27 protein-coding genes are annotated in these 23,047 nt (G+C 35.5%); 14 read left to right on the top strand and 13 right to left on the bottom strand.

The annotated features are described in order from the left end of the window. Positions 1-65: 65 nt before the first annotated feature. The 3 genes from ADM90_RS05825 to ADM90_RS05815 all read left to right on the top strand — a co-directional run bounded on the left by ADM90_RS05825 (position 66) and on the right by ADM90_RS05815 (position 2,724). Positions 66-1,079, top strand: coding sequence for a bifunctional lytic transglycosylase/C40 family peptidase (locus ADM90_RS05825; protein WP_083448468.1), 1,014 nt, complete (start codon positions 66-68; stop codon positions 1,077-1,079). A 15-nt stretch (positions 1,080-1,094) separates the two neighbouring features. Beyond that, entirely contained in the window at positions 1,095-1,994 is a 900-nt protein-coding gene (locus tag ADM90_RS05820; RefSeq protein ID WP_053994083.1) for a conjugal transfer protein, read from the top strand. A 184-nt stretch (positions 1,995-2,178) separates the two neighbouring features. Beyond that, positions 2,179-2,724 carry a hypothetical protein gene (locus ADM90_RS05815; RefSeq protein ID WP_053994082.1) on the top strand — a complete coding sequence of 182 codons (546 nt, stop codon included), beginning with the start codon at positions 2,179-2,181 and terminating at the stop codon, positions 2,722-2,724. A 302-nt stretch (positions 2,725-3,026) separates the two neighbouring features. Here ADM90_RS05815 and ADM90_RS05810 read toward each other — a convergent pair whose 3' ends face one another. Further along, positions 3,027-3,233 carry a hypothetical protein gene (locus ADM90_RS05810; RefSeq protein ID WP_053994081.1) on the bottom strand — a complete coding sequence of 69 codons (207 nt, stop codon included), beginning with the start codon at positions 3,231-3,233 and terminating at the stop codon, positions 3,027-3,029. 139 nt (positions 3,234-3,372) lie between these two features. Between ADM90_RS05810 and ADM90_RS05805 the strand changes: the two genes are divergently transcribed. After that, positions 3,373-3,603: a helix-turn-helix domain-containing protein gene (locus ADM90_RS05805; protein ID WP_235473335.1), complete on the top strand. Its 231-nt coding sequence runs from the start codon at positions 3,373-3,375 to the stop codon at positions 3,601-3,603. 332 nt (positions 3,604-3,935) lie between these two features. Beyond that, positions 3,936-4,361, top strand: a complete 426-nt coding sequence (locus ADM90_RS05800) for a hypothetical protein (RefSeq protein ID WP_053994080.1) — start codon at positions 3,936-3,938, stop codon at positions 4,359-4,361. A 92-nt stretch (positions 4,362-4,453) separates the two neighbouring features. On the opposite strand, the gene ADM90_RS05795 is transcribed toward ADM90_RS05800, so the two are convergent. From ADM90_RS05795 to ADM90_RS05760, 8 genes are all read right to left on the bottom strand, one after another. Further along, positions 4,454-5,554 carry a C39 family peptidase gene (locus ADM90_RS05795; RefSeq protein WP_053994079.1) on the bottom strand — a complete coding sequence of 367 codons (1,101 nt, stop codon included), beginning with the start codon at positions 5,552-5,554 and terminating at the stop codon, positions 4,454-4,456. A 107-nt stretch (positions 5,555-5,661) separates the two neighbouring features. Continuing rightward, a complete protein-coding gene (locus ADM90_RS05790) occupies positions 5,662-6,294 on the bottom strand; it encodes a hypothetical protein (RefSeq protein WP_053994078.1) in 633 nt (210 codons plus the stop codon). 400 nt (positions 6,295-6,694) lie between these two features. Continuing rightward, positions 6,695-7,327 carry a hypothetical protein gene (locus tag ADM90_RS05785; RefSeq protein WP_053994077.1) on the bottom strand — a complete coding sequence of 211 codons (633 nt, stop codon included), beginning with the start codon at positions 7,325-7,327 and terminating at the stop codon, positions 6,695-6,697. A gap of 168 nt (positions 7,328-7,495) precedes the next feature. Next, complete coding sequence (locus ADM90_RS05780; RefSeq protein ID WP_016994538.1) at positions 7,496-8,128, bottom strand: hypothetical protein; 633 nt, start codon at positions 8,126-8,128, stop codon at positions 7,496-7,498. Between the two features lie 3 nt (positions 8,129-8,131). Beyond that, positions 8,132-8,680: a hypothetical protein gene (locus ADM90_RS05775; RefSeq protein WP_053994076.1), complete on the bottom strand. Its 549-nt coding sequence runs from the start codon at positions 8,678-8,680 to the stop codon at positions 8,132-8,134. A 48-nt stretch (positions 8,681-8,728) separates the two neighbouring features. Then, the gene (locus ADM90_RS05770) at positions 8,729-9,220 is read right to left on the bottom strand and encodes a hypothetical protein (RefSeq protein WP_053994075.1); all 492 of its coding nucleotides are present in this window, start codon (positions 9,218-9,220) and stop codon (positions 8,729-8,731) included. Between the two features lie 174 nt (positions 9,221-9,394). Beyond that, positions 9,395-10,552 (bottom strand): M56 family metallopeptidase, encoded by a 1,158-nt coding sequence (locus tag ADM90_RS05765; RefSeq protein WP_053994074.1) that lies wholly within the window; start codon positions 10,550-10,552, stop codon positions 9,395-9,397. 8 nt (positions 10,553-10,560) lie between these two features. Continuing rightward, positions 10,561-10,938 (bottom strand): BlaI/MecI/CopY family transcriptional regulator, encoded by a 378-nt coding sequence (locus ADM90_RS05760; protein ID WP_412176975.1) that lies wholly within the window; start codon positions 10,936-10,938, stop codon positions 10,561-10,563. Between the two features lie 513 nt (positions 10,939-11,451). On the opposite strand from ADM90_RS05760, the gene ADM90_RS05755 reads away from it, so the two are divergent. From ADM90_RS05755 to ADM90_RS05740, 4 genes are all read left to right on the top strand, one after another. Next, on the top strand, positions 11,452-11,886 hold the full coding sequence (locus ADM90_RS05755) for an RNA polymerase sigma factor (protein WP_053994072.1): 435 nt from the start codon (positions 11,452-11,454) through the stop codon (positions 11,884-11,886). Further along, positions 11,870-12,109: a helix-turn-helix domain-containing protein gene (locus tag ADM90_RS05750; RefSeq protein ID WP_053994071.1), complete on the top strand. Its 240-nt coding sequence runs from the start codon at positions 11,870-11,872 to the stop codon at positions 12,107-12,109. The genes ADM90_RS05755 and ADM90_RS05750 overlap by 17 nt, the downstream gene beginning before the upstream one ends. 388 nt (positions 12,110-12,497) lie before the next feature. Then, on the top strand, positions 12,498-12,755 hold the full coding sequence (locus tag ADM90_RS05745; protein ID WP_053994070.1) for a DUF6870 family protein: 258 nt from the start codon (positions 12,498-12,500) through the stop codon (positions 12,753-12,755). A 55-nt stretch (positions 12,756-12,810) separates the two neighbouring features. Further along, on the top strand, positions 12,811-14,520 hold the full coding sequence (locus ADM90_RS05740; RefSeq protein ID WP_053994069.1) for a recombinase family protein: 1,710 nt from the start codon (positions 12,811-12,813) through the stop codon (positions 14,518-14,520). Here the strand turns inward: ADM90_RS05740 and ADM90_RS24210 are convergent. Beyond that, a complete protein-coding gene (locus tag ADM90_RS24210) occupies positions 14,513-14,686 on the bottom strand; it encodes a P-loop NTPase family protein (RefSeq protein ID WP_235473333.1) in 174 nt (57 codons plus the stop codon). The genes ADM90_RS05740 and ADM90_RS24210 overlap by 8 nt on opposite strands. A gap of 268 nt (positions 14,687-14,954) precedes the next feature. On the opposite strand from ADM90_RS24210, the gene ADM90_RS05735 reads away from it, so the two are divergent. Next, positions 14,955-15,581: a TetR/AcrR family transcriptional regulator gene (locus ADM90_RS05735; protein ID WP_053994068.1), complete on the top strand. Its 627-nt coding sequence runs from the start codon at positions 14,955-14,957 to the stop codon at positions 15,579-15,581. A 14-nt stretch (positions 15,582-15,595) separates the two neighbouring features. Continuing rightward, a complete protein-coding gene (locus tag ADM90_RS05730; RefSeq protein WP_053994067.1) occupies positions 15,596-16,195 on the top strand; it encodes a TetR/AcrR family transcriptional regulator in 600 nt (199 codons plus the stop codon). 38 nt (positions 16,196-16,233) lie between these two features. On the opposite strand, the gene ADM90_RS05725 is transcribed toward ADM90_RS05730, so the two are convergent. Continuing rightward, positions 16,234-17,379, bottom strand: a complete 1,146-nt coding sequence (locus ADM90_RS05725) for a YhgE/Pip domain-containing protein (RefSeq protein WP_053994066.1) — start codon at positions 17,377-17,379, stop codon at positions 16,234-16,236. A 781-nt stretch (positions 17,380-18,160) separates the two neighbouring features. Here ADM90_RS05725 and ADM90_RS24970 point away from each other — a divergent pair. Next, positions 18,161-18,418, top strand: coding sequence for a DUF2268 domain-containing putative Zn-dependent protease (locus ADM90_RS24970; RefSeq protein ID WP_235473330.1), 258 nt, complete (start codon positions 18,161-18,163; stop codon positions 18,416-18,418). Between the two features lie 237 nt (positions 18,419-18,655). Beyond that, on the top strand, positions 18,656-18,997 hold the full coding sequence (locus ADM90_RS05715) for a hypothetical protein (protein ID WP_053994065.1): 342 nt from the start codon (positions 18,656-18,658) through the stop codon (positions 18,995-18,997). Between the two features lie 32 nt (positions 18,998-19,029). On the opposite strand, the gene tkt is transcribed toward ADM90_RS05715, so the two are convergent. Continuing rightward, positions 19,030-21,024, bottom strand: a complete 1,995-nt coding sequence (tkt, locus tag ADM90_RS05710; RefSeq protein ID WP_053994064.1) for a transketolase — start codon at positions 21,022-21,024, stop codon at positions 19,030-19,032. Positions 21,025-21,150: 126 nt separating this feature from the next. Beyond that, a complete protein-coding gene (locus ADM90_RS05705) occupies positions 21,151-21,384 on the bottom strand; it encodes a DUF896 domain-containing protein (RefSeq protein WP_053994063.1) in 234 nt (77 codons plus the stop codon). Between the two features lie 420 nt (positions 21,385-21,804). Here ADM90_RS05705 and ADM90_RS05700 point away from each other — a divergent pair, with 420 nt between their 5' ends. Continuing rightward, complete coding sequence (locus ADM90_RS05700; protein ID WP_053993757.1) at positions 21,805-23,001, top strand: IS256 family transposase; 1,197 nt, start codon at positions 21,805-21,807, stop codon at positions 22,999-23,001. The last annotated feature ends 46 nt before the right edge of the window (positions 23,002-23,047 follow it).

Raw genomic sequence — 23,047 nt, 5'->3', positions numbered from 1 at the left:
CCACCGATAAAACGGAAAAAACGACTTATCAAACAGCCGAAGCACACTGTAAGAAGGTATCGCTTATGAAAATTTTAAAATGGAAAATAACACTCATTCTTGGAGGCGTAGGATGTTCAGCTTTTATGGGGCTACTGGCTTTTGTGGCAATTTTTATTTCAGATGATGCACCTTCTTATAAATCGTTTAGTGATGGAAGTACGCTGTCGGTATCAGCAGATACCTTACAGCATCAAGCAATGGTTGAAAAATATGCACAGGAGTATGGCATTAGTGAATATGTTTCGATTCTCCTTGCCATTATCGAGGTTGAAAGTGGAGGTCGCTTACCCGATGTCATGCAATCAAGCGAATCATTGGGGCTTCCACCAAACACGTTAGATACAGAAGCCTCGATTCAGCAAGGTGTTCGATACTTTGCCGACTTATTACAATCGGCAAAGCGCTATGGTGTGGATGATGATACGGTCATTCAAGCCTATAACTATGGCGGTGGTTTTATTGGTTATGTAGCTAACCGAGGCAAGCAATACAGCTTTAAACTAGCGGAAGATTTTGCAAAAGAACGAGCAAACGGTATCAAAGTAACCTATTCAAACCCCATCGCTGTACAGCAAAATGGGGGCTGGCGTTACCGTTATGGCAATATGTTTTACGTCCAGTTAGTCCGTCAATACTTCACTACCCCCATTCAATTTGATAATGAACTCGTTCAGCTTGTCATGAATGAGGCACTAAAATATGAGGGATGGCGCTATGTATTTGGCGGTGATAACCCAACTACCTCTTTTGATTGCAGTGGATTAACACAATGGAGCTATCGCAAGGCAGACATCCACTTACCAAGAACAGCACAACAACAATATGATGCCACTGAACATATTCCACTAGCACAAGCAAAAGCAGGCGATTTGGTCTTTTTCCACTCAACATACGATGCAGGAACATATGTAACTCATGTAGGTATTTACCTTGGAAATAATCAAATGTATAACGCAGGCGACCCAATTGGTTACGATGATTTAACCTCACCTTATTGGCAAAAGCATTTAATCGGTGCTGGACGAATTAAACGATAGAAAGGATTTGATACTATGAAGCTATTTAACAAAAAAGGACAAGCAAAAAAGTCGAAGAAAAGAAAAGTGATGGCGATTGGTACACGTAAAAAAACAGTGCTGGTGCTATGGCTACTATTAATTAGTAGCCTCGCTTTTGGTATTTACAAAAACTTTACTGCCATTGATAAACACACCATACACGAAACAAAAGTGATTGAAACAAGCATTATTGACACCCACACAATAGAGAGCTTTACAAAAAACTTTGTGAAAGACTATTACACATGGCAAAATAATAAAGAAGCCATTGCGTACCGAGCAGACAAAATTAACAACTATTTGACAGAAGAATTGCAAATGTTAAATGCCGATACCATTCGAGCTGATATTCCAACTAGCTCTAGTGTAGAGGACATCAACATTTGGTCTATAACGGCAGAACAAGACAATCATTTTGCGGTTGTGTATTCACTAAAACAAAAAATTACAGAAGATAAAGAGATAAGATGGGTACAATCAACCTATCGCATTTACCTTTATCAAGATGCAGATGGCAATGTTGTCCTAATAAAAAACCCTACGTTATGGGATTCACCCAAAAAATCAGCCTATATACCGAAAAAGCCTGAAAATAACGGTTCGGTGGATTCTAATATAATAAAGGAAGTCACTGAATTTTTAGAAACGTTCTTTGCCTTTTATCCAGTTGCAACTGAAAAAGAACTCGCTTATTATGTACAAAATAATGCCTTACCACCCATTGGTAAAAAGTATCTATTTTCAACACTTCTCAATCCGATTTATCAACAGTCTGGACAGCAAGTGCATGTGTGGGTAACAGTCAAGTATTTAGATGAAATCACAAAAGCCACACAACTATCACAATATGAATTAATTTTAGAGAAAGATGTAAATTGGATGATTGTGAAATAAATACATTTGGTTACAACCATTTATATTGTGATGTGATACACGAAAAAACACCTAACAAGCGCTACACATTGTATTTGTTAAATGTTTTTAATTTTTGCAAATTATACAGTAAATATCTCTAATAATTGACGATAATATTCATAGAAGAAGATATGAATATCTCAAGAAAGGAAGTATGATAACATTGAATGTAAATTCTCTTTCTACAGAAAATATACTTTTCACACAAAAACTCCTTCAAGAATTGTCTGAAAACAAAAAATTAAATTTATCAGAAGAACAAAAAACTGCCTTCAAAAATGTATTAACAGATACTCTTTTTAATAGTTCAAATATAAAAAACTTATCTGATATACAAAGACAGTCGTTATTAAAAGAACCTAAAGTAAGTATATTAGACCTGTACAGTGAGAATGGTTTTCTAAATCTTCTTGAAACTAAATTAGATAAGGACAATAATTTATCCACTGTACAGAAGCAACTAATAAATAGCATTGGTTTAACAAGTGACGGTTCTATCTCGTCCTCAACTAACATTCTTATTGATGCCATAGCAAATTCTACATTGAAACAAGATAAAGTAATAGATAAGACACAAGTTGGAAACAACAACGCTGTTAAAGCTAAAGCAAAATCTTCATATCAGCAACAAATTCCAATAAACATACTTACAAATATGGGAGGTATGGCTTCCAGAATCGAACAAATTAGAACTAATTTCTTTGCATAGAACTCACCCTCTTTTTCTTTGAAGAATCAGAAATTTAACTATCTTCTTCTGCTTAAAGCGGCGGTATAACAACCATTTATGTTGTAATGTGATTCACTAAAAAACACCTAACAAGCGCTACACATTGTACTTGTGAGGTGTTTTCAATTTTTTATTAATGAAATATAAATATTCATTATTTGCTTAGTTTTAGATATTGAGCATCGCCGTTCAATTTATTAGATGGCTGTCCACACAAAAAAGGGCGACCTCAACTGGTTGCCCTTTTTATATTTTTTCTCCTGCCCAGCCCATCTTAATCCTTATGACAGCTCTATATCCTCACTATCATAAAAAAATTTTAACACCATCATCATTTCCTCTTTTGTTAAAGTCACCTTCCCTAGTTCTATTAATCTACCTATAGATAAGACAACTAGGCTTTCAATGGTGATTGTTTTTGCTTGCTTATTATAAGTACCTCTTATCTCATGAAACCCATTTATCTCTGTACTAATGATTATTGGCATATTGTTCCCTCCCTTTAGTAGCTTTTTAAAACGACTGCATTTCACTGTCATAATCATAACACTGACTTCATTTTATAGTCAACTATATTTTACCGTTAATTCATGACTATTTTTGATACAATAAAAGTGAGGTGAGAACATGGGAATGAGAGCTAAATCAAACTTAAAAAGTATTTTAGAGGACAAAGGAATTTCAATCAGAAAATGTGCTGAACTATCAGGAGTAAACTTTGAAACCGTTCGTAAAATGTACAATGATGAATCCAAACAATATCAACGTGACACATTAGGCGCATTATGCAAAGCACTCAATTGCGAAATTAGCGACTTATTGGAAATCATTGAAGAAAACGAAAATGAACAACCATAAAAAAGGAGCAGCTTTATGCTGCTCTTTCAACAATTTTTGTGGCGATAGCCTGCTTACAAAAAATTTTGATGGTTCTTGTCATTGTCATGTAGTGAAAGAAACTAAGAAAAGGACGTGTTATGTAGAATCTGACATGTTCCTTTTCTTAGTTGGACTGCCGAATTTACAGTGGCGAAAGAAATCAAAATACTTCTTAAAATAAAAAGCAAAATTCCATTTTCCCTCTCAGATTTATAGCTGAGAATTTGTCTATATTCCGCTATTTTGTTATAATAGAGTAATTATTAAGAAGTTTTTTAATTACAAGGGAGGGATATTTTATTAAAAAACTAATGATTATTTTAAGTTTTACATTTATCCTAGTTGCCTGTACCAATGAAAATATTGATAAAGAACATCTTGTTTATATAGAAGATTTAGGATGGACAATTGAATCATTTCATTCGAGCGAACAAATCATAATAGGTGATATTCCACCAGAAATTCTCAAACTTGATAGAGCTGCTAATATAACTTTCATGGAGCAGTATATCGGAAAAGAATTGACTGTAACAAATTATCAATTAAATGAAAAAGACCTTGAAGGTAAAAATTATACAGCGTATATATATGAATATGAAGGAGAAATAGTCGGTTCTAAGGGCGTATCAAGTGCCTACTCAGGTATATTCAACCTTGCAGATAAAAAGGGAGTGGAAGAGAGTAACGAAGAATTACAAAAGAAAGCAAAGGAACTCTATGGAAAACAACACGATTAACGAATTGATACAAACTACATACTAAAAATGCGCTAACAATCAATATGATGAAAATTGACTGTTAGCGCATTTTAGTTTTCAACAATTACCCTTTAATTAGATATTTCCCAAATATCCGTAACTGGTAAGCTAGACCATTTCAACCATACTTGAGTTCCTGTCGAATCCCAATTATCATGAACAATAACTTGTTGAGACCACTTTTGTGTTGATGTGTCATAATAAGTTTCAAAACCTACAAGTGTAACCATATGCTTACCAGTAGCATTAGGGCTAATAACTGTGTAATTAGCTAATCCTAAAAGAGACGGATGACCAGCGTTGACAATAGTTTGAGCTTCACTAAAAGTAGGAGATGTATCACGAGTTACACCAAAGCCTGTATAACCATGCTCATCGAAATAGACTCTCATTCCCGGCGTTACATACTGTGGCAATACTCCATTAACATTAGTATGAAGCATGATTTGTGCTATTCTATTTGCAACATTAATCCAATTATTTGTTGAAACCATATTAGGATAACCGTTTGCATCCCAATACATTATAATATTTGCAGCAGAAACTGGCACACAAGTATTTATCATTGTTGTAATACTGGACTGTTGGTAATCAGGAACGCCACTAATGTATTTATATGCATAATTTATGATAGTAGCAGGCGAAACTTGGTATTCATCTGTAGGTTGTTCCACCTCATTTATTTCGTTAATCAAAGTTGCTTTATCAAACTCTTGATTTAATAGTAAATCTTTCACTTTTCCGTTTCCGATATTTTCAGCATAGGACAATGGACCATAATAAGAGATATTGTGATTAGCATCTTTTAAAGGCTCTTCTTTTCCCAGACCAAATTCAATAACTTCATAGTTATTACTACCATCTAAAACAGCATACCCAAGAGTTTCTTTATTTTTATCCACCACTGAAACATAATATTTATTTTCTTTTTCTGTTCTATCTTTAAGTGCTAATACTTTTCCAATTTCATACCCTTGAAGTTCTGTAAAACCATTTTCAACTTTAATGTCTAAATAATTTTTAATACTATCGAAAACAGGAAGTTTCCAGCTTTCACTCTGTTCTACCTCAATTAAATTTGTATTTGCACTTGCACTTGTTCCAAATGGGATTACGGCACTGGAAATTAACATTGATGATAAGACAACTGCTTTAAGAATTTTCTTATTCATTTTGCTGTATCTCCTTGTCTGATTAATTATTTTTAATATCTAGTATGGATACTAAACTATTACCTTTAGTTAATTTTAATACTTGTCATGTATAACATATTTATTTGTCAATCTTCTATAGATGTCGTTTGCAATGTTCCTTGTGAATAAGTGAATGATTTACCATTAATAGTAAACGGTTGGCTTAAATCAAGCCCTATCCCTTTAGCAAATTTAGGGAAATGTTGCATAAACATAGCATCATTATTCATACTATCCACAGATTTTTTTCCTTCAGCTAACCGAGAAAGGCTCATAAAGACAGCCACAAGTTCATTGGCTTCTTGACGTTCAGGTAGCGAGTAGGATTGTCGCATTTTGAGTGCCGCTTCTTGCTCTGGTGTTACAATGGACGAACCTGGCACTTTCCATATTTTAGGGCTAAAATTCGAGTTGAACCCTCCGCTTGCTAAAGGCGTACCATTCAAAGGTTTTCCATTTACTGTTCCTAAATTATAGTAAACACCTGCTACAATATTAATAGAATTTGTTTGTTTGTTGACAAGTTGAGTTGGAGTTGCCCCTTGATAAATAGAACTGCTAGATTGTATGAATTCTGCATATTCTTTACGTGAGGTTTCAATCTCCGCTTTTTTAGAATCTATTTCACCTTCTCCTATTTTAAAGGATTGAGAGGTTTGATTGGTTTGAGAATTAGCAACCCAACCTAGATTCTGTATTGAATTCACTATAACTGTCATCGGTTATTCCTCCTTTAAATTAACCAACGTTACTTCTTGCTTTTCAACAAGGCTATCTTTATCAACAAGAATTCCATTAGGTGATTCATTTAACATAAACGAACCAGATTTCGCACTCGTAGAATCTTCCCATAATATAGTTAAAACAGGTTGTATATAACATGAGCTGTTGAATTTTGATGATTTGAAACTAGCCAATTTTTGTCTTACAGGTTGACCAGCAAAATTAGAATTGTAAAATCTGAATCCATCTGATAACCAGAACCATTCTGTTTAAATAGAGCAATGTTCGTTGTATCATAAGTCATACCACAACTTAGAGCTATCATTAATAGTAAATCTGATTGACTATTGATGATAGCTCTGATTATTTAATATCCATATAAAGCTGATTTATCGGTTAATCTTCTGTATCTGTCATTTGCAATGTTCCTTGCAAATAAGTAAACGATTTTCCATTGATAGTAAACGGTTGACCTAAATCAAGCCCTATCCCTTTAGCGAATTTAGGGAAATGTTGCATAAACATAGCATCATTATTCATACTATCCACAGATTTTTTTCCTTCAGCTAACCGAGAAAGGCTCATAAAGACAGCCACAAGTTCATTGGCTTCTTGACGTTCAACTTGTGAATATGAACGATGTATTTTAAGGGCTTCTCGTTGCTCTTGTGTTACAACATTAGAGTTTGGATTATCCCATATCATAGGACTGAAATTTGAATTAAAGCCGCCACCAGTTAAAAGTGTCCCATTCAGAGGTTTTCCATTTACTAAGCCTAGATGATAGTACACACCATTCGTAATATCAATAGAATTGGTTTGCTCATTAACGAATTTCGTTGGATTTATTTCTCTACGAATATTGTTATAGGATTGTACTAATTCAGCATAACTTTTACGTGTTGCTTCAATTTTATCTTGTTTATAATATGTTTTCATTTCTTCCATTTGAAAAGGCTTTTGATTCTGGTGTACTTGAAAACTAGCAATAGCTCCTAGATTTTTAAATGAAATTGGTTTTACCTCCATAAATTATTCCTCTCCTAAATCTTCTATTTCAATAAAAATCTCATCAGATGATTCATTTAGCAAGATTGTACCAGATTTTGCACTTGCTGAATCTTCCCATAAAAGTATTTGCTTGATAAGCATAACGTTAAAGCTGGAACATATATTTATGCCCCAGCAATTTATCAACTACACTTCGTTATTTACTGCCTGTAATACTCCTTTTGAATACATAAATGACTTGCCGTTAATAGTGAAAGGCTTACTTAAGTCAAGTCCTACTCCTTCTGCAAACTTAGGGAAGTGTTGTTTAAACATTACATCATCATTCATACTAGCCACAGATTTTTTTCCTTCCGCTAACCGAGAAAGGCTCATAAAGACAGCCACAAGCTCATTTGCTTCTTGACGTTCAACTTGTGAATAGGACTGGTGTATTCTAAAAGCGGCTTCTTGTTCGGGTGTAACCTTTGTACCAACTCCTGTCCATTGTATCATTGGGCTAAAGTTAGAATTAAAGCCACCACCAGTTAAAGCTGTGCCATTAAGGGGTTTCCCATTGACTGAGCCTAAATGATAGTACACACCGCTAGTAATATTGATAGAATTTGTCTGTTTATCCATAAGTTGAGTGGGTGTTGCTCCCTGATAAATGGCATTACAAGATTGTACAAATTCTGCATATTTTTCACGTGATGCTTCGACTTTCGCTTGTTTAGCATCTATTTCATTTGCTTCGATATTAAAAGGTTGTTTACTTTGCTGTGTTTGAAATGTAGAAACTGTTCCCAAATTGTTAATTGCGTTAAAAGTAACTTTCATCAATTACTCCTCCACTAGTTCATATATTAATTCTTCGCTTTCAACAACATTAGCTTGCCCAGTAAGACCATCACTAGGAGAATCACTTAACATAAGTGTACCAGATGTTAAACTTGTAGAATCTTCCCATAATAATGTTAAAACAGGTCGTATATAACCTGAGCCGTTGAATTTTGATGATTTAAAACTAGCAAACCAATTTTGTTTAACAGGTTGACCACCAAAATTATAATTGTAAAAACCTGAATCCATCTGATAGCCAGACCCATCTTGCTTAAATAGACCAACAACCGTTGTATCATAAGACATACCACAAGTTGTACAAATACTCCAATTTAATTTAGCTGCTGTCACAACGGCTGTGTCAGGAATAGAGCTTACATTTCTTAAATCCCAGAAACCTTGTCCAGACCAAGTATTGAGGCTATAAGCATAAATAGTAGATGGTGAACTTGCACCAGCGCTGTAAGTAGTTGCTGCCGATGCGTTTTGTGGCACAAACAATACTAAGAACAATGCAAAAATTGAGAAAAATGAAACTAATTTTTTCATAATAAGATTCTCCTTTTCAATTAAATTATTTTTCAAATTACTAATTATTTAAAAACTAAATAATCCACTAACATTAATATTCATAGTGTTTGTAGATGGCGTACCAATAGCAAGATAATAATTTCCAGTAGAAGGTACAGAGATATAACCGCTACTCATACTTCCTCCAGAAAAATTACCTGACCAATATTGAGCACCTGTAGTTGCATGAATAAGCCCTACTTGAACTTGTTGTCCTGTTGGATTCCATGTTAGATTCGTAATGTTTATTGCATCACCTTTTTTTACAGAGTAAGATGTATTTGACTTAACATATTGATTTACTCCTAAAGAAGAAGAATATACTTGTACACTTAAAAAGGGTGTTATTCCTTTAAAACCTTCTTCTTTTATGAGGTCACCTTTTGCCTCAACAAGCTCTATTGCTGAATTAACATCCTCTAAATCAGTTACTGAAATCTCTGTAGCACTTACAGCACTATGACCTAACAATACTATCAAAGCTAAACTAAACATTGCTACCAAACTTCTCTTTACCATTTCTTATCACCTCCCTTCATTATTTATCAATTTAAAATGAAAAATATATATTATTTTTAAAATAATTACTTTTAGAGAAAAAAATTACTTTAAAAATTAAGGAAATATCTAACTATATACACATAGTTAAGTGAGAAGTTCTGTATAAAAAGTATAAATACAGAACTTCTTATTTTATTTCTCTTCCAAAATTACTTCATTATTTTCAATTTGTTTCAAAATTTTCGACCACTCTTCTTCGGAAAATTTAGACTTATCTGACAATTTAACAGAAATTGTCTTTGAGCTATTCTTATCTATTTCTCTTTTATCAATATCAACATATTCTAATTGTATTTCCATATTTTTATTTTCCGAAATAGATTGTATATTTTTGTATACGAATGTAGCACTGACAATCCCAACACTTCCAAAAACTAAAAATAGTGTAATAGCTGTAATAACAATCGACTTGCTTACCTGTTGTGCTTCTAATATCCTTATTAATCGCTTTTTTAACTTCATTTGTCCTTTGGTAAAAAGAGAAACTGAAAAGGGTGAATTTGGCTGTTGATTTGCACGTTGCATCATATTTAAAATCATTTCGCCATACATTTTTCTCTCTGTATGAGACATTTTTAGCACAACGTCCTCATCACATGAAAGCTCACACCACTTTGTTAATTCTTTTTGTAAAAAATAAATCAGTGGATTGTACCAATGAAGAATTCTTGCTAGAATTCCTGCTCTTTTCATCCATAAGTCTTTTTTCTTATCATGTATTAATTCATGTTTAAGAATCATTGTTAACTCATCATTTTGAATTGCATATATGGGCAGCACAATCGTTGATTTGAACACTCCTACTAAAAAGGGGCTAATATTCGCTTGACAATAAACAAGGTTAATCTCTCGCTTCACATTCATATCATTTTGTAGCTGTGCTAAAATTCCCCATACTTTATGTTCTTTAGGGACTGCCACACAGTTTCTTCGCAACTCTCGATATAATTTTTGATACACAAACAAGAACCATATACTTGTTATAAATACACCTGTCAACCAGATAATAAATACCATTTGCACAAAAGCTTCTGTCAATAAGATTGTATTTTGTTGTATAAAAGGTAGCGAATTTAATTGCATGAGCTGATTATCTTTTTTAAACAAGAGAGCTACTTCTGCAATTAAAAAGAAAGGTAACAGGAAGAAGGAAAGGGCTAATTTCCTGTTCCTGTAATGCCATTTTGCGGTAAATATTTCTCTTGAAATAACGGTAATACTGTATGCAAATATAGAAACACAACTGCCAGCAACTGATAAAGTAATCATAAAATTTAGCCACTCATTCATCTATACACCTACTTATCTGAAAACCATTTTTTCAGTTCATCTAATTCTTCAGTAGTTACCTTCTCATCGTAAAGTGTTGCTAAAAAGGTTTTCACAGACCCTTGATACATTGTGTCCAATAAACTTTGAGCTTCCCATTTTTTATATTCTTTAAAGGATAAACGTGGATTATAAATATTTGCACGCCCTTTTCCTTTTGTTACAGACAATAAACCTTTATCTACTAATCTTGATAAAAAGGTAGCAATAGTTTGTCCTTTCCAACCTTTTTCTGAAAAAATAGTCAACAATTCACTTGATTGTACAGAACGATTCAGTTTCCAAATGATTTGCATTACTTCCATCTCTGTATCAGTCAAACTTTGAAATTTTGGCAAATTATTCACCTACTTCCTATACTACAATGCTATAGTTATAATATTACTATTATGCTGTAGTCATTGTCAATATAGGATAAAATTTGGATTTATATGTATTATTGTGGTGAAAATAAAAAAGAAATCAATGATATATTTGCAATAGTAGGGAGAGTCGAGTGTATGAAACTTATTCGTACTGAATGGCAAATACATTGCGTGTTTAATAGCTTTTGTAAAAAAGTATTGAAACATGAAGCAATCAATACTTATTATCATAGACGCAAACAGTAATCACATGAAACAGACTTTTTTAATTTCATACTGTAAAAAGAAATTATCACTAAATCAGGTGTGTAATTAGTATATATTAGAATACTAAATTTTATATCTAACTACCTATATTTTGTTCGGAATTTTTGTATCCTATTTATTATTTTTTAAAATATTAATCCTATTTTCGGCATTTCAGAGAAATAATTGTTGAAGGTTATGAAAGGGGAAATCACCGACACCTTTGCAATAGCGGAGGGAGGTGAGCGCATGGAATCTATTCGTACAGAGTGGCAAGTGCGATGTGCGTTTAATGGCTTTTGTAAACGAGTATTGAAGAATGCAACTATCAATACTTATTATCAAAGGCGCAAACAGCAATCACAAGAAACTACCTTTTCTAACCTCACCCGCCAAGAAGAAAACCAGCTTTATACAGTAGATAATTATGAGGAAAATGAGGACACACAAACTTTTCAAGTGGCTGGCAAGAAAATTACTGCCAAGTTACTTGAAGATGCCTTGCTTACTCTCCCTGATAATAAGCGTATTGTTGTTGTTCTATACTATTTCCTTCAACTATCTGACGTAGAAATTGGGCAATTACTTCAAATTTCACGCAGTACAGTTCAGTATAGACGAACAAGCTCGTTCAAGCTGTTAAAACAATTTTTGGAGGTGCGTACTCATGAATGCGATGACTAATGATGAACGTGGTTTATTACCTTATCCAGTCATTGTAGCTGCAACAAAAGGAGAATCCGAAGCCATGCAAGCTGTTATAGAGCATTATAATGGCTATATATCGAGTTTATCAATGCGAAAACTTAGGGATGAACGAGGCAATACTTATTGGGGTATTGACGAGGACATGCGTGACTATTTGCACTCAAAACTAATGGAATCTATTTTAGGTTTCAAAATTTAAATGGAAATAGTTAGCACCTCCCCTTTCACTTTAAAGGCTTATTAAGTTTTGCTCTTTGACAAAGAAAGCATGAAAGAAAACATCATGCAGAATAACAAAAAATCAGATACGTTTTATGAATGGTTAGCCACCTGACAAGTACGCCACGACTTCCTAAATGGAACGAGCGAACTTTACTTTGTCTTACACAATCATGGTAGATTGTGAGCCATCACCCATCCATAAGATAATGATACGCCCCTACAGTCACCGTCCGAGCGTTCAAAGCGTCACAGGCAATGAGTAGGGCTGGAAGAAATACTTGCAGAGGTTGAAATACCTGTGGAGCTGTACCAGCAGCCATCTGATTTTTAATTGCTTACAATGGTACATGTAAGGAGGAAGGAACATGGTAGCGTTAAAAGGACTTGAACAAGCAATGCAACAAGAAAAAACAACTCAATCAACACAAGACCTTGTAGACATACGACATATCCAAATTCGGCATGATTTACCTGCATTGGAGCGATTAGAAAAATATCTTCAAGACATCCAAAACCCTTACCAATTCTTATGTGGAAATGTGACCGTTCATGTGCGTTTTTTAGAGGATGGAAACGCCTTGTCTACGCAACTAAAACACTATTTCTCAAGCTATCATCACTGAAATTATGTCCAATAAATGATATAATAAAGATGTGATTATAGAGGATTGGAAGAACATGGCACGCATTAGAAAAAATACAAAAGTTCAGAAGCCACGTCAAAAAATATGGAAGATTGCTATTTACATTCGCTTATCTAAAGATGATGGACATGACGAAAGTTTAAGTGTCACGAATCAACGTAAAATCATTCAAGAGTACCTTGACCATACCTTCATTGGTGAGTATGTACTTGTTGACTACTATATAGATGATGGACAATCAGGTACGACAGATTACGAGCGAATAGATTTTCAACGGATGATACGAGATATTGAAACAGGTAAAGTGGACTGTATTATTTGTAAGACGCTTGCGAGAGCTTTTCGAAATTATTCTGACCAAGGCTATTTTTTAGAAAGAATATTCCCTCTCTACAATGTGCGCTTTATTAGCATAGGCGACCCAGCTATTGACACCTATATAAATCCAGAGGTCGTACAGGGATTAGAAGTGCCAATGGCAGGACTATTAAATGACCGTTACGCTGCTCGTATATCAAACGATATTCGCCGTACTTTTGACACAAAGCGCCGAAATGGTGAATTTATTGGCGCATTTGCGCCTTACGGCTATAAAAAGAATCCTGAAAATAAAAATCACCTCATCATTGATGAAAAAGCCGCACAAGTTGTCCGTAATATTTACCATTGGTTCGTTTATGATGGGATGAGTAAATCTGGGATTGTCAAACATTTAAATGAGTTAGGCGTTCCGACACCCTCTCAATATAAACAGCAAAGAGGGTTTAATCATCGAACACCCAATGATGCTAAAAATGATGGCATGTGGAGTATTGGCACAATTGGTCGTATTTTAATCAATAAAATGTATATCGGGACAATGGTACAGGGTCAACAACGTGTAATTAGTTATAAAATTCATGATAAAATCACGCCACCAAAAGATGAATGGTTTGTAGTAGAAAACACACATGACCCGATTATTGAGATGGCTTTGTTTGAAAAAGCACAAAGTTTACAAAAACGAGATACTCGTACCGCACCATCTGAAAAGAAAGTGCATCTTTTTTCTGGCTTCCTTCGTTGTCCAGACTGTGGGATGGGCATGACAAGGAAGTCCTATCGCAGACAAACAAAGTCGGGATTGAAGGAATATGCCTACTATGTTTGCTCTACCTATGCGATTAAACATAAAGAGAAATGCACACGACACAGTATGAGTACAGAGAGCATCACAGAAACGGTGTTACGAGCGATTCAAGCACAAATAGCACTTATTGATGATATGGCAACCATCATTAAAGCCATTAACAAACAGCCTATCATTCGGACAAAATCGAAACAATTAGAACAGTTATACAAGGTTAAACAACAGGAATTAGAAAAAATAACAGCCGTTACAGATAATCTATATATAGACTGGAAATGTGGAGATATTACAAAAGTTGAATACTTGCGAATGAAAGCAAAATTTGAACAGAAAGCAGATGAAGTGACACAAGTTATGGCTAACTTAGAAACAGAAATGTCCACTATTCAAAAAGGAATCGGCGTGAATCATCCCTATCTCCAAATATTTTTGAAATATCAAAATATCCAAACACTTGACCGAGGTTTGTTGGTTGAGTTGATTGATACGATTTACATTCATGAAAATAATGAAATTACAATTCAATTTAATTTTGCAGACCAACATCAATACATGTTGGAATTTATTCAACAAAACAAGAAGCAGTTCATGACAATGAAAAACCAAGTCATGTGATTTGCTGACTTGGTTTTCCTTCTTCGCAAATTTGTCTACATATACATGCCCCATTTGGCCCTAAAAAACCATACACAGTACCTTTTTCCACGTTAAATGAAACATTGAAAATTCCTCGTCCATGTCCATAATCTTTCGTTACATGCTGTAATGAAATGATTGTCATCGTTTCTTCTCACTCCTTGTATCTTTTAGCAATATTTTTGGTAGACCATCTTATTGGAAATGCCACTTTACAATAAGATAAATAAGAAAAAAATTACTAAGGCTTTATTTTCTCCTTATCTTTCTTTATAATTTTAAACAACGTGTTGTTTTATTACACTTCAAATTATAATACAGCTAAAACAGTTATCAATAATCAACTGTACGCGATGTGTTGTTTAGCCAACACACTCTCTTGAAGTGTTGGTAAAAATGAGGAGGAGAGTAGTATGCAAGCTAGCACTACAGATTTACGTGTTGTTCGTACAAAAGAGTCTATTCGGGAAGCATTTATCGATTTGATTGAGGAAAAAGGATTTGAAGCGATTACGGTTAAAGATATCACAACGAAAGCGAAAATTAACCGCGGAACCTTCTATGCTCATTATCAAGACAAATACGATTTAATGACCAAATGTGAGGAAAAAATTTTACGAGAACTGACGGATATGATAGTAGAAAATTATTCAGATATCTTGGCAGATCTCAATACAAATCAGCCAGTTACCACACCGTTTACCATTCTTACGTCCATTTTTGAATATATAGAGCAAAATAGAAGATTTATGAAGGGTATGTTAGGCTCTAAAGGAGATCTATCATTCCAAACAAAGTTGAAAAAATTTGTTTGGAACTCAATATTTGAAAGCAACCATCATTCACAGCATCCCTTAATTAAACCAGAGCATTTTCTCGTTCCACCTGAATACTTAATTTCCTATGTTGCTTCAGCACATATAGGTGTTATTCAGCAATGGCTTCACAGTGATAGCGCAGAATCACCACAAGAGATGGCTCGTATTTTATCCACGATTACGATAAATGGTCCTTTCTCTGCTGCTGGTTTAAAAAAATAACTAGGAGGAAAATGATGGATCGACGTGTCATGAAAACAAGAAAAGAAATACGTAAAGCATTACTTTCATTGATAGAAGAAAAGAATTTTGAGGTCATAACGGTTTTAGATATTACAGAACGTGCCAATATTAATCGTGGAACCTTTTATTTACATTACATTGATAAATATGATTTGCTTGAAAAGTACGAGCAAGAGCTATTTGAAAAGCTTGAGCATGTTGCATTGCAATATTTAAAGGATGATGATACGGTAACTGAATTTCTTCAAAAACGGTATCCTACCATTGTGCACGTTTTTCGTTGTTTACAAGAAGAACGGGAATTACTGTCTATCCTATTAAAAACAAGAGGAATTTTTAGCTTTCAAGATCGCATAAAGAATGTATTTTTTTCTATTTTCAAAAATCACTCCCCATCAACAGTAACTGAACATTCATTTTCATATCCTCTTGATTTTTTAGGACTCTTTGGCAGTTCAACCTTTATTAGTGTACTGCAATACTGGCTTCAATCAGATATGAAACAAACACCTGAACAATTAGCGCAAATGATAACTGATATTATTTTTAAAGGTCCCGTAAAAGCTTTCGGGATTCTCCCACCAGCCGAATAACAGGTCACTACTTGTTATGTAGTGACCTGTTATTCGATTTATTCTACAACTTTTATACCTATTTCCTCAGGTTGGCTTGACTTTTCAACGAGATGCTTTACCCATAGTAATACAAACGAAATAACTGCCATCCAAGTTAATATAACACCATTTCCATTAAATACACCTTGACCGAAGTATAAAATATCTTTTAAGCCATTAATTAAAAACTTCATCGGTAACCAAGGTAAAATATAATCTTGATAGAAAACTGGTAGCATTTCAGGCGCCATTTGAATTAACGGTAAGCCAAAGAACATCAGTAAAATATAGACAACTAAACTAGGTAAACGTAACCAAGTAATCGTTGCAAGTATTAAAAATAAGAAACCTAAACATGCCAGCGAACTAAATAAGGCGACTGTATTAAAGCTTTCAAAAGAAAAACCTAGCATCCATGTTGTTGACCATGTGACAAAATAGCCAGCAAAGAACGCGTAAATGATTGCAACAATGGATTGTACTACATGAAACTGTAGTTTTTGTTTCTTAGAATGAAATGTTGTCTTCATCTGCGCCAAGTAAAATAACACAGCGCCAACAATACTTGCAAACCAAAGAGGCTGGAAAAATGCTGTTGGGGCAGACCCTAAATCTCCTACAGGGTTTACATAAATCGTTTCAGCATGAACAGGTGTAACAAATGTTGGAACCTGACCTGCTTGAATCGGTACGTTTGCTTGCTCAATTGTTTGAAGCAACTGCGTAGTCATTACGGAATTTAGCTGCTTGACAATATTATCTAAAGCAGAAGTTAACATTGTTGATACGGTTGTATTAGCACCTTGGTTAATATACAGTTGGATCGTTGGATTTTCAGGAGCGGGTGACTGTAATGAAGCAAATTGTGCTGAGAAATTTTCGGGTACTACTAACCCCCCATATACCTCTTGCTCCTTCATCGCTGCTTCCATCAATTCAATCGAATTATACCTATCAAACTTCATCATATCCATTCCCGATGCTGCCAATTGATTCTGCAAGTTTTGTAATAAAGTATCACCCATTTCTCCAGCATCTTCAGACACAAGAGCAATTGGTAAATCTTTTGGGCTCATTTTAACCGTTGGAATCATCGTTGAAAGAAAAATTATTCCTAACACCATGACTGCCATAAATGGCAGTACTAAAAATTTGTTTTTCATCTTTTCTCCTCCAATAACAAACAATGTGTTGTTTATTATTCTTAATATAAGTGAAAAAATGAGTAAACGCTATCGGCAAAAGTTAGCCCGACGTTGAGTAATGAACATCTGTGATGGATATGTTTATTATCTTTATAATTTTTCCTTTTGATTATATTGTGTAGTATGGATTTTGTAATTCCTATCTTTGGATCAGATATTGTACCATCCAAATCAAATAATACAACGCTATAATTTTTTATCTATTCACCTTTATCGTTAAAAATTCCCATATACTATAGTAATATTAATTAAAATGCAAAAAATTTTAAACACAAGGATGGATTGAATTGATTAACTATTTACAAGGCTTTGCACTATTCATCATAACATGTTTGATAGTTAGTGCCTGTACACCATAAGAATCTAAAGCGGATATTGATAGTAGCACAGTATCATTTGAGCATCCTCAAACAAAGCAAAAATTTAAAATAGTCCATGCTTATGAACTATATCAAAACTATACTGAAAAAATTGAAAGCGATCGTAGTCGTTCATAATCGGATATTTATAAAGAAGAGGTTATTACTCCCGTATATAACGCAGGTTTTAACAATGGTGAATATATAAACTTGGCTGAAATGGTACTAAATGGCACACCTAAGCAATTAACAGTAAAGAAATTGATAAGGCAGCAACAGAAAAAAGTATAAAAGAAGCACTTTTCAAATCTGCAGAGCTTCTTCCTACAAAAAATGAAACAACCATATGTGTTTTTCCTACCACAAATGTAATAGCAGGAATGGCAACAATAGGAGCAGGTAAAATAGCGGTACTATATGATACATACTATAATAATGAATTTATCAAAACTGCAATTGCTCATGAATATCATCATAGCGTTTGGACTGAAAAGCACCTTCAAACTGAAGGAACAACATTAGACAATATTGTATTTGAAGGAAAAGTAGTAATGTTTGAAAAATTAGTTTATCCTAAGCTGAATGGTACAGCAGTGGACTTCACCTATAATAAAGTGTTTATTAGTCCAAAATTGTAGAGGACCTCGAAAAGCAGGACTTAAATCGGTCATTTGAAATTACTTTAGGAGAAATGGTCTTCCTAGTGAAGGCTATAAAATGCTACAATCCTATTTGGATTTACACCCAAATACAACGGTGGAGGAATGGACTACCCCAAGTGCAAAAGAGATTTTCGAAAAAGGACAATATCTTACAGATTACCAATAGAACTTTTTAGCGTTTGATACGTTAGTATCTATAAAAGGGAGTTTTCTATGGATAGCCACTTTACTTATCAACACTTTATTAAAAATAATGATTTTGTATTACTTAATCCTGTTTTTATCGTACTGCTACTATTCTCCATTCTGCTACTTGTGATAGCTTTGATAAAGAAAGTATCGATTTGGTTATGCACCCTTTTTGCCAGCTTAACCATTATTGTCGCTGCTCAGTTGCTGTGGTTCTCTGGTATTATTGCTGATGAACTAGGCATTGGTGGTAGTGCCCAGAGCTTCAGTCTTTTTATTGGCATATTTATTATTCAATGCCTTACTTTATGGATTGCTATAAAGAAAAATGCTAAAAAAGTACCGCAACGCTCGGCTGATTTTTAAGGCTGCCAAGCGTTGCGGTATTTACATATAGATTATAGAGCTTTCACTTTTGCTACTACATTTTCTACAGTGAAGCCATATTTTTCGATCACTAATTCACCTGGAGCAGATGCACCGAACTTGTCAATTGCAAGAACATCGCCTTCAAAGCCAGTATATTTATGCCAGCCGTAAGATGCGCCCATTTCAATAGCAAGGCGTTTTCTTACAGCTTTTGGTAGAACAGATTCTTTGTAAGCTGCGTCTTGTTTTTCGAAGCGGTCCATAGATGGCATAGAAACAACTGCTACATCCACACCCTCTGCTTTTAAAGCTTTTTGTGCTTCGACAGCAAGCGAAACCTCAGAGCCCGTTGCAATTAAAATCGCATCTGCTACTTCTTTTGTAGCTGGAGACACTGTGTAAGCACCCTTTGCTACGCCCTCACGTACTGTTTCAATAGAAGCTTCAAGAACAGGTAAGTTTTGACGAGATAATACTAAAACAGTTGGTGTTTTTTCTGCTGCTACTGCAAGCTCCCATGCAACTGCTGATTCATTTGCATCCGCAGGACGAATAACAGATAGGTTTGGCATTGCACGTAATGAGGCAAGGTGTTCGATTGGTTCATGTGTTGGACCATCTTCCCCTACTGCAATCGAATCGTGTGTGAATACATAGGTTACAGGAAGACCCATTAAGGCAGATAGACGAATGGCTGGACGAACGTAATCAGAGAATACGAAGAATGTACCACCAAATACATTTAAACCACCGTGAAGAGCCATACCGTTCATCGCAGCACCCATCGCAAATTCACGAACACCAAACCAGATATTGCGTCCTGCATAGTTGTCCGCTGAGAAATCGCCAGCACCCTTCATCGTTGTTTTATTGGAGCCAGCAAGGTCAGCTGAACCACCAAAGAATGAAGGTGTTTTCTTCGCAATAGCATTAATTGCATCGCCTGAAGAAGAACGAGTTGCTACAGATTTACCTGCTTCATATACTGGTAACTCAGAAGCAAAGTCCTCTGGTAATTCACCATTCATTGCTTTCTCAAATTGAGCTGCTAACTCTGGGAATTCTTCTTTGTATGCAGCAAATTTAGCATTCCAAGCTTCCTCTGGTTGTGCACCTTGCACTTCAGCAGCCGCATTAAATGTATCGTAAACTTCTGCAGGAATTTGGAATGGTTCATGTGCCCATTCATAAGCAGCTTTTGTTAAGACAACTTCATCTGTACCAAGTGGGGCACCGTGAGAATCTGCTTTACCAGATTTATTTGGAGAACCAAAACCAATCACTGTTTTCACTTCAATTAATGTTGGTTTGCCAGTTGATTTTTTCGCTTCCTCAATAGCAGCATTAACAGCATCTACATCTGTACCATCTGCCACTTTTAAGTAATTCCAGCCATAAGATTCAAAGCGTTTTTGCACGTTTTCTGAGAATGACTTTTCTAAGTCCCCATCTAAAGAAATATCATTAGAATCGTAAAGCACGATTAATTTTTCAAGTTTTAAGTGACCGGCTAATGAAATCGCCTCAGCCGCTACACCTTCCATTAAGTCACCATCGCCACATAGTGCAAATGTGTAGTGGTCAACAATGTCATGACCTGGTTTATTGTAAGTAGCAGCTAAATGGCGCTCAGCCATTGCCATACCAACAGTCATCGCGATGCCTTGTCCAAGAGGACCAGTTGTTGCCTCTACCCCTACTGTATGACCGTATTCAGGATGTCCTGGTGTTAATGAATCCCATTGGCGGAAGTTTTGAATTTCTTCCATTGGTAAACCATAGCCTCCAAGGTGAAGTAAGCTGTATAAAAGCATGGAACCATGACCTGCTGATAGTACAAAACGATCACGGTTAAACCATTTTGGATTTGCTGGATTATGGCGTAATTGTTTTGTCCAAAGCGTGTAAGCCATTGGCGCTGCCCCCATTGGTAAACCTGGGTGTCCAGAATTTGCTTTTTCAATAGCATCGATTGATAAAGTTCGGATAGCATTAATTGCTACTTGATCCGCATGTTGCGTCATTATGTTGTGACATCCTTTCTCATCCTATATCTTATTCTTCTACAGTTTAGTCAACATTGCCTTAGAAAACAATGCTTTTGTTAGATGATTTGTATTTTTAAGCATACATTTATCAAATATGTCACATTAATTTAGAAACTTATTTTTCTTCGCTTGTTTTACCTTTTCTGGCGTTACATCATTACCTTCTACGTCCACTACTTTGACGTTTTCAATCGTATGACGCATCGTTGCTCGAAACGTATCTAAATATTCCTTGCGAAGTGCTGTTTGCTCCCTAGCCTCTGCCTCTGTTAATTGACCACTTTTGGCTTTAGCAGAAAGTTCATTAATACGGTTAAGTTTTTCCTTTGATAACATGATTACACACCTTTCAGTACCTAGCTTAATAACCTTAGTATGCAAAGTATAGCATGGTTTCCCTCAAAATGCAGTTATACCAGCCTTTAAACATTCTTTTACCACGCTAAAATCTTAATGGGATTAAACAGGAATAGCTTCATCATTTAGAGGAAAGGGTGTCATCGTAAAAAATGCGCCCATGCAATATTGTACTGAGCCTGAGGAGCAATATCATTAGTAATGTGCTTGATAAATGTCTAATCTATTAGACATTTATCGAGAAATTTTATATACTAAATGTCTAATACTTTGGACAAAACGGAGGGATATAGAGAGTATAAAATATTTTGTGTAAATAGAAAATTCCATAGAAAAAGGAAGACCCTTTCTTGGTAGAATTAAGTCACCACAACCAATCCTAGAAAAGAGGTCTTCCCTATGAATCAGTTTACAACAGAAATTGTCGATGCACTAGTCAAAAAACAAGATATTACCGAGGTTTTTCGTTCGCACTTGGAAATGGCGATCAACTCGCTACTGGCGACAGAGCTGACGGAATTTTTGGATTACGAAAAATACGATCGTATCGGGTTCAACTCAGGCAATTCTCGCAATGGGTCTTATTCGCGTACACTTCACACGGAGTACGGCGATTTAACGCTTCAAATCCCGCGGGATCGCAACGGTGAGTTTAAACAACAGACAGTGGTACCATATAAGCGCTCGAACGATACGCTGGAAGAAACGGTCATTCACTTGTTCAAAAAAGGCATTACGATGGCGGAAATTGCGCAATTAATTGAGAAAATGTATGGGCATCACTATACGCCGCAAACGATTTCGAATATGACAAAGGCTGTTTCAGAAACGGTAGAAGCCTTTAATAACCGTCCTTTGCACAATCGTTACGTATGCGTGTATTTAGACGCGACGTATATTGCCGTGCGTCGTGATACGGTGTCAAAAGAGGCCGTCTATATTGCAGTTGGTATTCGTGAAGACGGCTCTAAAGAAGTGCTTGGCTATACGATTGCCCCAACAGAATCGGCCTACAACTGGCAGGAGCTACTACAAGAGCTCAAAGACCGTGGTGTAGAAGACGTACTTTTATTCGTATCAGACGGCTTAAAAGGCATGGCAGACGCTGTGTTTAATGTGTTTCCAAAGGCAAAATATCAGGTGTGCCTTGTCCATGTGGCACGCAATATCATGCATAAAGTCCGAGTAGAAGATCGCAAGGAAGTGTGCGAGGATTTTAAAACGATTCACCAGGCAAAGAACGCTGAAGCAGCGAAAAAAGCGCTCGAGACGTTCTGCGAAAAATGGGGCAAATCGTATAAAAAAGTCGCACAAGGCTTACTCGAAAACCCGTATTTACTGACGTTTTACGGCTTTCCCAAGGCGATTTGGCGAAGCATCTACTCGACGAATTTAATCGAGTCGTTCAATAAGCAAATCAAAAAATATACAAAGCGCAAGGAACAGTTCCCGAACGAAGAATCGTTGGAGCGCTTTTTAGTGACGCAGTTCGAAGACTATAATCAACGTTTCGCCACACGCTGCCACATCGGCTTCAATCAGGCCCGTGCAAAGCTAGAAGAAATGTTTGAGCAGCTGCACGAACCGGCAAACTAGACCGGGACGCGCCAGCGCGAAATTTGAGTGTGTAGGAAAGGGCTAG

This window comes from Lysinibacillus macroides, assembly GCF_001281525.1.
In the GTDB taxonomy this organism is placed as follows: domain Bacteria; phylum Bacillota; class Bacilli; order Bacillales_A; family Planococcaceae; genus Lysinibacillus; species Lysinibacillus macroides.
This window is presented reverse-complemented; position numbering and strand designations above follow the sequence as displayed.

Bases quoted from the DNA above. Each gene is read 5' to 3' on its own strand.
- ADM90_RS05775 (WP_053994076.1), bottom strand. From the start codon at position 8,680: ATGAAAAAATTAGTTTCATTTTTCTCAATTTTTGCATTGTTCTTAGTA.
- ADM90_RS05795 (WP_053994079.1), bottom strand. From the start codon at position 5,554: ATGAATAAGAAAATTCTTAAAGCAGTTGTCTTATCATCAATGTTAATT.
- ADM90_RS05750 (WP_053994071.1), top strand. From the start codon at position 11,870: ATGAATGCGATGACTAATGATGAACGTGGTTTATTACCTTATCCAGTC.
- ADM90_RS05740 (WP_053994069.1), top strand. From the start codon at position 12,811: ATGGCACGCATTAGAAAAAATACAAAAGTTCAGAAGCCACGTCAAAAA.
- ADM90_RS24210 (WP_235473333.1), bottom strand. From the start codon at position 14,686: ATGACAATCATTTCATTACAGCATGTAACGAAAGATTATGGACATGGA.
- ADM90_RS05770 (WP_053994075.1), bottom strand. From the start codon at position 9,220: ATGGTAAAGAGAAGTTTGGTAGCAATGTTTAGTTTAGCTTTGATAGTA.
- ADM90_RS05765 (WP_053994074.1), bottom strand. From the start codon at position 10,552: ATGAATGAGTGGCTAAATTTTATGATTACTTTATCAGTTGCTGGCAGT.
- ADM90_RS05805 (WP_235473335.1), top strand. From the start codon at position 3,373: ATGGGAATGAGAGCTAAATCAAACTTAAAAAGTATTTTAGAGGACAAA.
- ADM90_RS05755 (WP_053994072.1), top strand. From the start codon at position 11,452: ATGGAATCTATTCGTACAGAGTGGCAAGTGCGATGTGCGTTTAATGGC.
- ADM90_RS05810 (WP_053994081.1), bottom strand. From the start codon at position 3,233: ATGCCAATAATCATTAGTACAGAGATAAATGGGTTTCATGAGATAAGA.
- ADM90_RS05735 (WP_053994068.1), top strand. From the start codon at position 14,955: ATGCAAGCTAGCACTACAGATTTACGTGTTGTTCGTACAAAAGAGTCT.
- ADM90_RS05785 (WP_053994077.1), bottom strand. From the start codon at position 7,327: ATGGAGGTAAAACCAATTTCATTTAAAAATCTAGGAGCTATTGCTAGT.
- ADM90_RS05715 (WP_053994065.1), top strand. From the start codon at position 18,656: ATGGATAGCCACTTTACTTATCAACACTTTATTAAAAATAATGATTTT.
- ADM90_RS05745 (WP_053994070.1), top strand. From the start codon at position 12,498: ATGGTAGCGTTAAAAGGACTTGAACAAGCAATGCAACAAGAAAAAACA.
- ADM90_RS05700 (WP_053993757.1), top strand. From the start codon at position 21,805: ATGAATCAGTTTACAACAGAAATTGTCGATGCACTAGTCAAAAAACAA.
- ADM90_RS05820 (WP_053994083.1), top strand. From the start codon at position 1,095: ATGAAGCTATTTAACAAAAAAGGACAAGCAAAAAAGTCGAAGAAAAGA.
- ADM90_RS05780 (WP_016994538.1), bottom strand. From the start codon at position 8,128: ATGAAAGTTACTTTTAACGCAATTAACAATTTGGGAACAGTTTCTACA.
- ADM90_RS05730 (WP_053994067.1), top strand. From the start codon at position 15,596: ATGGATCGACGTGTCATGAAAACAAGAAAAGAAATACGTAAAGCATTA.
- ADM90_RS05800 (WP_053994080.1), top strand. From the start codon at position 3,936: ATGATTATTTTAAGTTTTACATTTATCCTAGTTGCCTGTACCAATGAA.
- ADM90_RS05825 (WP_083448468.1), top strand. From the start codon at position 66: ATGAAAATTTTAAAATGGAAAATAACACTCATTCTTGGAGGCGTAGGA.
- ADM90_RS05790 (WP_053994078.1), bottom strand. From the start codon at position 6,294: ATGACAGTTATAGTGAATTCAATACAGAATCTAGGTTGGGTTGCTAAT.
- ADM90_RS24970 (WP_235473330.1), top strand. From the start codon at position 18,161: ATGGCAACAATAGGAGCAGGTAAAATAGCGGTACTATATGATACATAC.
- tkt (WP_053994064.1), bottom strand. From the start codon at position 21,024: ATGACGCAACATGCGGATCAAGTAGCAATTAATGCTATCCGAACTTTA.
- ADM90_RS05705 (WP_053994063.1), bottom strand. From the start codon at position 21,384: ATGTTATCAAAGGAAAAACTTAACCGTATTAATGAACTTTCTGCTAAA.
- ADM90_RS05725 (WP_053994066.1), bottom strand. From the start codon at position 17,379: ATGAAAAACAAATTTTTAGTACTGCCATTTATGGCAGTCATGGTGTTA.